General features: G+C 68.7%; 5 protein-coding genes. All 5 read right to left on the reverse strand.

The window, feature by feature from the left end:
* Window positions 1-177 precede the first annotated feature (177 nt).
* Complete coding sequence (gene ndk / locus NBRGI_RS25905; RefSeq protein WP_029899816.1) at window positions 178-594, reverse strand: nucleoside-diphosphate kinase; 417 nt, start codon at window positions 592-594, stop codon at window positions 178-180.
* 82 nt (window positions 595-676) lie between these two features.
* Window positions 677-1084, reverse strand: a complete 408-nt coding sequence (locus tag NBRGI_RS25910; protein ID WP_029899817.1) for a DUF4233 domain-containing protein — start codon at window positions 1082-1084, stop codon at window positions 677-679.
* Window positions 1081-2550 carry a bifunctional tetrahydrofolate synthase/dihydrofolate synthase gene (gene folC / locus NBRGI_RS25915; RefSeq protein WP_416382766.1) on the reverse strand — a complete coding sequence of 490 codons (1470 nt, stop codon included), beginning with the start codon at window positions 2548-2550 and terminating at the stop codon, window positions 1081-1083. The genes NBRGI_RS25910 and folC overlap by 4 nt, the downstream gene beginning before the upstream one ends.
* Window positions 2547-5225 (reverse strand): valine--tRNA ligase, encoded by a 2679-nt coding sequence (locus NBRGI_RS25920; RefSeq protein WP_029899819.1) that lies wholly within the window; start codon window positions 5223-5225, stop codon window positions 2547-2549. Before NBRGI_RS25920 ends, folC begins: the two co-directional genes overlap by 4 nt.
* A 192-nt stretch (window positions 5226-5417) precedes the next feature.
* Window positions 5418-6329 (reverse strand): NAD(P)/FAD-dependent oxidoreductase (locus NBRGI_RS25925; RefSeq protein WP_063726308.1); only part of this gene is annotated, 912 nt, incomplete at its 5' end.

Here is a 6329-nt window from a genome sequence, read left to right on the forward strand (position 1 = left end):
CGGTGTGTCATCCGGTTGCGATCGTCCCGATCGTCCGCGTACCTGCGCGAACAGTCGGCATCAACAGCAACCGCTTCCAAGTATCCCACACCACGCGCGGCGAGTACGCCGCGGCGCACGTGTCGATGGCCCGGCCGCGGCAGTCGCGCGCGACCGGGCGAGGTCGGCAACTGTCGGTTAAATGCGGAACTCGGGGAACCAGAGAGCAATCTCTCGTTTGGCGGATTCGGGCGAGTCGGACCCGTGCACCAGGTTCTCCTGGGTCTCCAGGGCGAAGTCCCCACGCACGCTGCCGGGCACGGCCTTCTCGACCGGGTCGGTGCCACCGGCGATCTGCCGGAACGCCGCGATGGCGCGCGGCCCCTCCAGGACGGCCGCGACGACCGGGCCGGAGGTGATGAATTCGATCAGGGAGCCGAAGAACGGCTTCTCGGCGTGCTCGGCATAGTGGCCCTTGGCCAAGTCCTCGGACACGTGCTTCAGTTCGAGAGCCGCGATCTTCAGGCCCTTGCGCTCGATGCGTACCAGCACCTCGCCGACGAGGCCACGGGCCACACCGTCCGGCTTGATGAGTACCAACGTCTGCTCAGTCACGGCGACACTCTAACCGGCACCCCCACCGGGTACCGAACCCGCGGTTCCGTCGCGGCCGCGGCGAACCTTCCCCGGGCCCGACTCAGGACGAGCGCGGGAGCCGCTGGCTCGGCAGCAGACCCTTCTCGATCCGGCCGCGCACGTCCGCGCGCAGCACCAGGATGAAGCCCCACACCACGGCGAAGACGATGCCGATGATGCCGATGGACAGATGGATGAAGGTGCCGAGCAGCACCAGAACCTGCAGGCCCAGATTGAACGGCATCGCCCAGGAGCGGCCCTGCAGTCCCGCGCCGAGGAACATCACGAGGGCGAGCACGACGAGGTAGGTGCCCGACCACCAGGTCACCCCGCCGCCGACCGAACCGACGACCGGCAGCGCGAGCAGCACCACGATCGCCTCGAGCACGAGGGTGCCCGCCATGACGCCGCGGAAACCCTTCCACGGGTCCGTGGCGGGCGGTGGCACCGAACCGGTCTCGTCGGTCATGCCGGGTCCTTTCCGAACAGTGCGCGCGTCGCGCCCGCGGTCACCACCGAGCCGGTCACCACGACGCCCGCGCCGGACACCATCTCCCCGGCCTCACCGACCTCTTCGGCGATGGCGATGGCCGACTCCAGCGCGTCCGGCAGGGTCGAGGCGGTGATCACGCGCTCGTCGCCGAAGCGCTGGACCGCGAGATCGGCGAGCACGTCCACGTCCATCGCGCGCGGGGAACCGTTGTTGGTCACGACGATTTCGTCGAACACCGGCTCCAGCGCGCTGAGGATGCCGTCGGCGTCCTTGTCTGCCAGTACCGCGACCACACCGACCAGCTTACGGAAGTCGAACTCCGCGGTGAGGGTGGCCGCGAGGGCCTGCGCGCCCGCGGGATTGTGCGCGGCGTCGATGAAGATGGTCGGCGCGTTGCGCATCCGCTCGAGCCGGCCCGGACTGGTCACGTTCGCGAAACCCGCACGCACGGCGTCGATGTCGAGCTGCCGGTCGGCGCCCGCGCCGAAGAAGGCCTCGACCGCGGCGAGCGCGAGTACCGCGTTGCGCGCCTGGTGCTCGCCGTGCAGCGGCAGGAAGATCTCGTCGTAAACGCCGCCGAGACCCTGTAATTCGAGCTGCTGGCCGCCGACCGCGATCTGGCGGGCGAGCACTCGGAATTCGCCGCCCTCGCGGGCCACCGCGGCGTCGACCTCGACGGCGCGGCGCAGCAGCACGTCCATCGCCTCCGGGTCCTGCTCCGCGATGATCGCGACGGTGTCGCGCGGAATCAGCAGGTCCGGTGCGCGTTTGATGATGCCGGCCTTCTCCCCCGCGATGCTGGTGAGATCGGTGCCGAGAAAGTCGGTGTGGTCCATGCCGATCGGGGTGATCACCGCGATCTGCCCATCGATCACATTGGTGGCGTCCCAGGTGCCGCCCAGGCCGGTCTCCACCACCGCCACATCGATCGGCGCTTCGGCGAACGCGGCGAACGCCATGCCGGTGAGCACCTCGAACTTGCTCATCGGCGGGCCGCCCGCGTCGGCCGACTGCGCGTCGATCATCTCGATGAACGGCACCAGCTCGCGGTAGGTCTCCACGTACTTGGCCGGGCTGATCGGCGCGTTGTCGATGCTGATCCGCTCGGTCGCCAGCTGCAGGTGCGGGCTGGTGATCCGGCCCGTGCGCCGATGCAGCGCGGTGAGCAGGGCGTCGATCATCCTGGTCACCGAGGTCTTGCCGTTGGTGCCCGCCACGTGGATCGCCGGATAGCTGTGCTGGGGCGAGCCGAGCAGATCCATCAGGGTGGCGATCCGGGTGAGCGAGGGCTCGATCTTGGTTTCCGGCCAGCGGGTATCGAGTTCGGCCTCCACCAACGCCATTTCGGCGAGTTCGACCGGCGACGGACCGGAACTCAGCCGCGGCCCCGCCGCCGGGTGCCGCAGTTCGTCGCCGTATTGCGGCTCCGGTTCGTGGTTCATTTGCCGCTCAGTTCCGCGAGCCGGGCGCTGATCCGGGCCACCTCGGCGGTGGCGATCTCCTGCCGCGTCTTGATCTTGGCGACCACCGGCTCCGGCGCCTTGGCGAGGAAGGCCTCGTTGCCGAGTTTGGCCGTGGTGGTGGCCACCTCCTTCTCCGCGACGCCCAGATCCTTTTCCAGTCGGCGTCGTTCGGCATCCAGGTCGACGGCGCCGGAGGTGTCCAGCTCCACCGTGACGGTGGCCGCGCTCAACCGGACCTCCAGCGAGGCGGTCGCCGCGAAATCGGCACCGGGCTCGGTGAGCCGGGCCAGGTTCGCCACCGGCGCGTGCAGGTCGGTCAGCCCGGCCGCGTCGAGACCGTTGAGCTTGGCCGCCACCTTCTGCTTGTCCGCCAGACCCTGGTCGCTGCGGAACCGGCGGATCTCGGTGATGAGTCGCTGGGTGTCCGAAACCCGTTGCGCGGAAACCTGATCGGTCGGCACACCGGTGGCCTGCGGCCAGGCCGCGACCACCAGGGACTCGCCGCCGGTCAGTGCCTGCCACAGCGATTCGGTGACGAACGGGATGACCGGATGCAGCAGCCGCAGCACCGCGTCCAGCACGGTGCCGAGCACCACCCTGGTCGACTCGGCGCGGGTCTCCTCGGCCGCGAACTGCACCTTGGTCAATTCCAGGTACCAGTCACACAATTCGTCCCAGGCGAAGTGGTACAGCGCCTCGCAGGCCTTGCTGAACTCGTAGGCGTCGAAGGCCGAATCCACTTCGGCGCGCACCTGTTCGAGCCGGTCCAGGATCCAGCGGTCGGCATCGGTGAGCGTGGCACGATCCGGCAGCGCCCCGGTGTGCGCGCCGTTCATCAGCGCGAACTTGGTGGCGTTGAACAGCTTCGTCACGAAGCTGCGCGAGGCGAGCGCGTGCTGCTCGCCGACCGCCGCGTCGCTGCCCGGCTGCGCGCCCCGCGCCAGCGTGAAACGCACTGTGTCCGCGCCGTATTCGTTGATCCACACCAGCGGGTCGATGCCATTGCCGCGCGACTTGGACATCTTCTTGCCGTACTGATCGCGGATCAGGCCGTGCAGGAACACATCTTTGAACGGCACCTGACGCGCACCGTTCTTGCCCGCGGTGAGCACCGGGTCGTCGGCCACGAACGTGCCGAACATCATCATCCGGGCCACCCAGAAGAACAGGATGTCGTAGCCGGTGACGAGCACGTTCGTGGGATAGAACTTTTCGAGTTCCGGTGTGGCGTCGGGCCAGCCCAGCGTGGAGAAGGGCCACAGCCCGGAGGAGAACCAGGTGTCGAGCACGTCCGGGTCCTGCACGTAGCCCTCGGGCGCGGTCTCGTCGGGACCGACGCACACCACCTCGCCCTCGGGGCCGTACCAGATCGGGATGCGGTGACCCCACCACAGCTGCCGCGAGATGCACCAGTCGTGCATGTTGTCGACCCAGTCGAACCAGCGCGGCTCGGAGCTGGCCGGGTGAATCACGGTGTCGCCGTTGCGCACCGCGTCACCGGCGGCCTTGGCCAGCGACTCGACCTTGACCCACCACTGCATGGACAGGCGCGGTTCGATCGGCTCACCGCTGCGCTCGGAATGTCCGACGCTGTGCAGGTACGGCCGCTTCTCGGCGACCACCCGGCCCTCGGCGGCGAGCCGCTCGCGCACCGCGACGCGCGCCTCGAAGCGGTCCATGCCGTCGAATTCGGTTCCGGTATCGACGATCCGGCCGCGCTCGTCCATGATGTTCGGCATCGGCAGGCTGTGCCGCACGCCCATCTCGAAGTCGTTCGGGTCGTGCGCCGGCGTGATCTTCACTGCGCCGGAACCGAATTCGGGATCGACGTAGTCGTCGGCGATGATCGGGATCCGCCGGCCGGTGATGGGATGTTCCAGGGTGGTGCCGACCAGCGCCCGGTAGCGCGGGTCTTCCGGGTGCACGGCCACCGCGGTGTCGCCGAGCATCGTCTCGACGCGGGTGGTCGCGACGATCACGTGCGGCTCGTTGTCGTCGAGCGAGCCGTACCGCAGCGAGACCAGCTCGCCTTCCACGTCCTCGTACTTGACCTCGATATCGGAGATGGCGGTGCGCAGCGCGGGCGACCAGTTGACCAGTCGCTCGGCGCGGTAGATCAGCCCGGCGTCGTAGAGCCGCTTGAAGATCGTCTGCACGGCGCGGGACAGGCCGTCGTCGAGGGTGAATCGGTCCCGGCTCCAGTCGACGCCGTCGCCCAGCGCGCGCATCTGCCACTGGATGGCGCCGCCGGATTCGCGCTTCCAGTCCCACACCTTGTCGATGAACAGCTCGCGACCGAAGTCTTCCTTGGTCTTGCCGTCGACGGCCAGCTGCTTCTCCACCACTGTCTGGGTGGAGATTCCGGCGTGGTCCATGCCGGGCAGCCACAGCACCTCGTAGCCCTGCATGCGCTTGCGGCGGGTGAGGGTGTCCATCAGGGTGTGGTCGAGGGCATGGCCGATGTGCAGGTTGCCGGTGACGTTCGGCGGGGGTAGCACGATGGAGTACGGCGGCTTGTCGCTGGTGACGTCCGCCTCGAAATAGCCAGCGGCTACCCAGCGCTCGTACATCGAGGCCTCTACCTCGCCGGGGTTCCAGCTCTTGGGAAGGGCATCGGCACGATTACGTGGATTGTCAGGGGCTGCGCTGGTCACCCGACGATTCTAGTAGTCGGGCTCAACGGATTTCCGCAGGGGCGGGGCTGCGCGCACAAACAAAAAGTAAGGCGGAGTCTTCGGTGGATGAGGGACACCGAAGACTCCGCCTACAACTCATAGCTTACCGTCCCAGCTGGAAGGGTTCCGGAATCCATACGGAATTCTCAGCTTCGGGCGATACCTGCCCGCCTAACCCGTCGAAACGGGCATTTGGGCGGCCGCCAGGGCCAGATCGCCGTTGATGTCGACCGCGGCGGTGTAGCCCGCGCCCGCCGCGACGACCACCTGAGCCGCGGCGTTCGCGACGTTCCCCGCGGCCCAGACCCCGGGCACGCTGGTGCGCCCCGCGGGGTCGGCGACCACCCATCCCTTGTCGTCGAATTCGCAGCCGAGTCCGTGCAGCAGATCGGCCTCCGGCACGAAACGCGGCGCGACGAACAGTGCCGCGCGCGCAACGGTCCGGCCGTCGGTCAGTTCCACTCCGCGCAACGTGCCCTCGACCACCAATCGGGCGACCGTTCCCTCGACGATCCGCACGCCCACCGCGGCGAGCCGCCCGCGCTCGGCGTCGGACAGCTCCATGGTGTGCGGGAACAGCACCACGTCGTCGGACCATTGCGGCAGCAGCAGTGCGAGGTGCAGCACCCGGGGGTCCGCCCCGCCGAGCAGGCCCAGCGGCTGGTCACGCACCTCGTAGCCATGGCAGTACGGGCAGTGCAGCACCTCGGCGCCCCACCGTTCCCGCACGCCGGGCAGCTCGGGCAGTTCATCGCGCAGACCGGTCGCGATCAGCAACCGGCGCGCCGTCAGTACCCGGCCGCTCGCCAATCGGACGGTGAAACCCGCACTGCCCTCGATCTTTTCGGCCTTCGTCACGAAGTCGTCGATCAGCTCGCCCCCGTAGCCCGCGACCTCGGCCGCACCGACGGTCAGCAGTTCGCCCGGCGCCATGCCGTCCCGCGAGAGAAACCCGTGCATGTGCTCGGCGGGCGCGTTACGCGCCGGTCCGCCACGCACCACCGCGACCCGGCGCCGCGACCTGGCCAGCACCAGCGCCGCGGACAGTCCCGCCGCGCCCCCGCCGACCACCACTACCTCGTA

Origin of the sequence: Nocardia brasiliensis IFM 10847 (genome assembly GCF_000710915.1) — a bacterium.
GTDB classification, from domain to species: domain Bacteria; phylum Actinomycetota; class Actinomycetes; order Mycobacteriales; family Mycobacteriaceae; genus Nocardia; species Nocardia brasiliensis_A.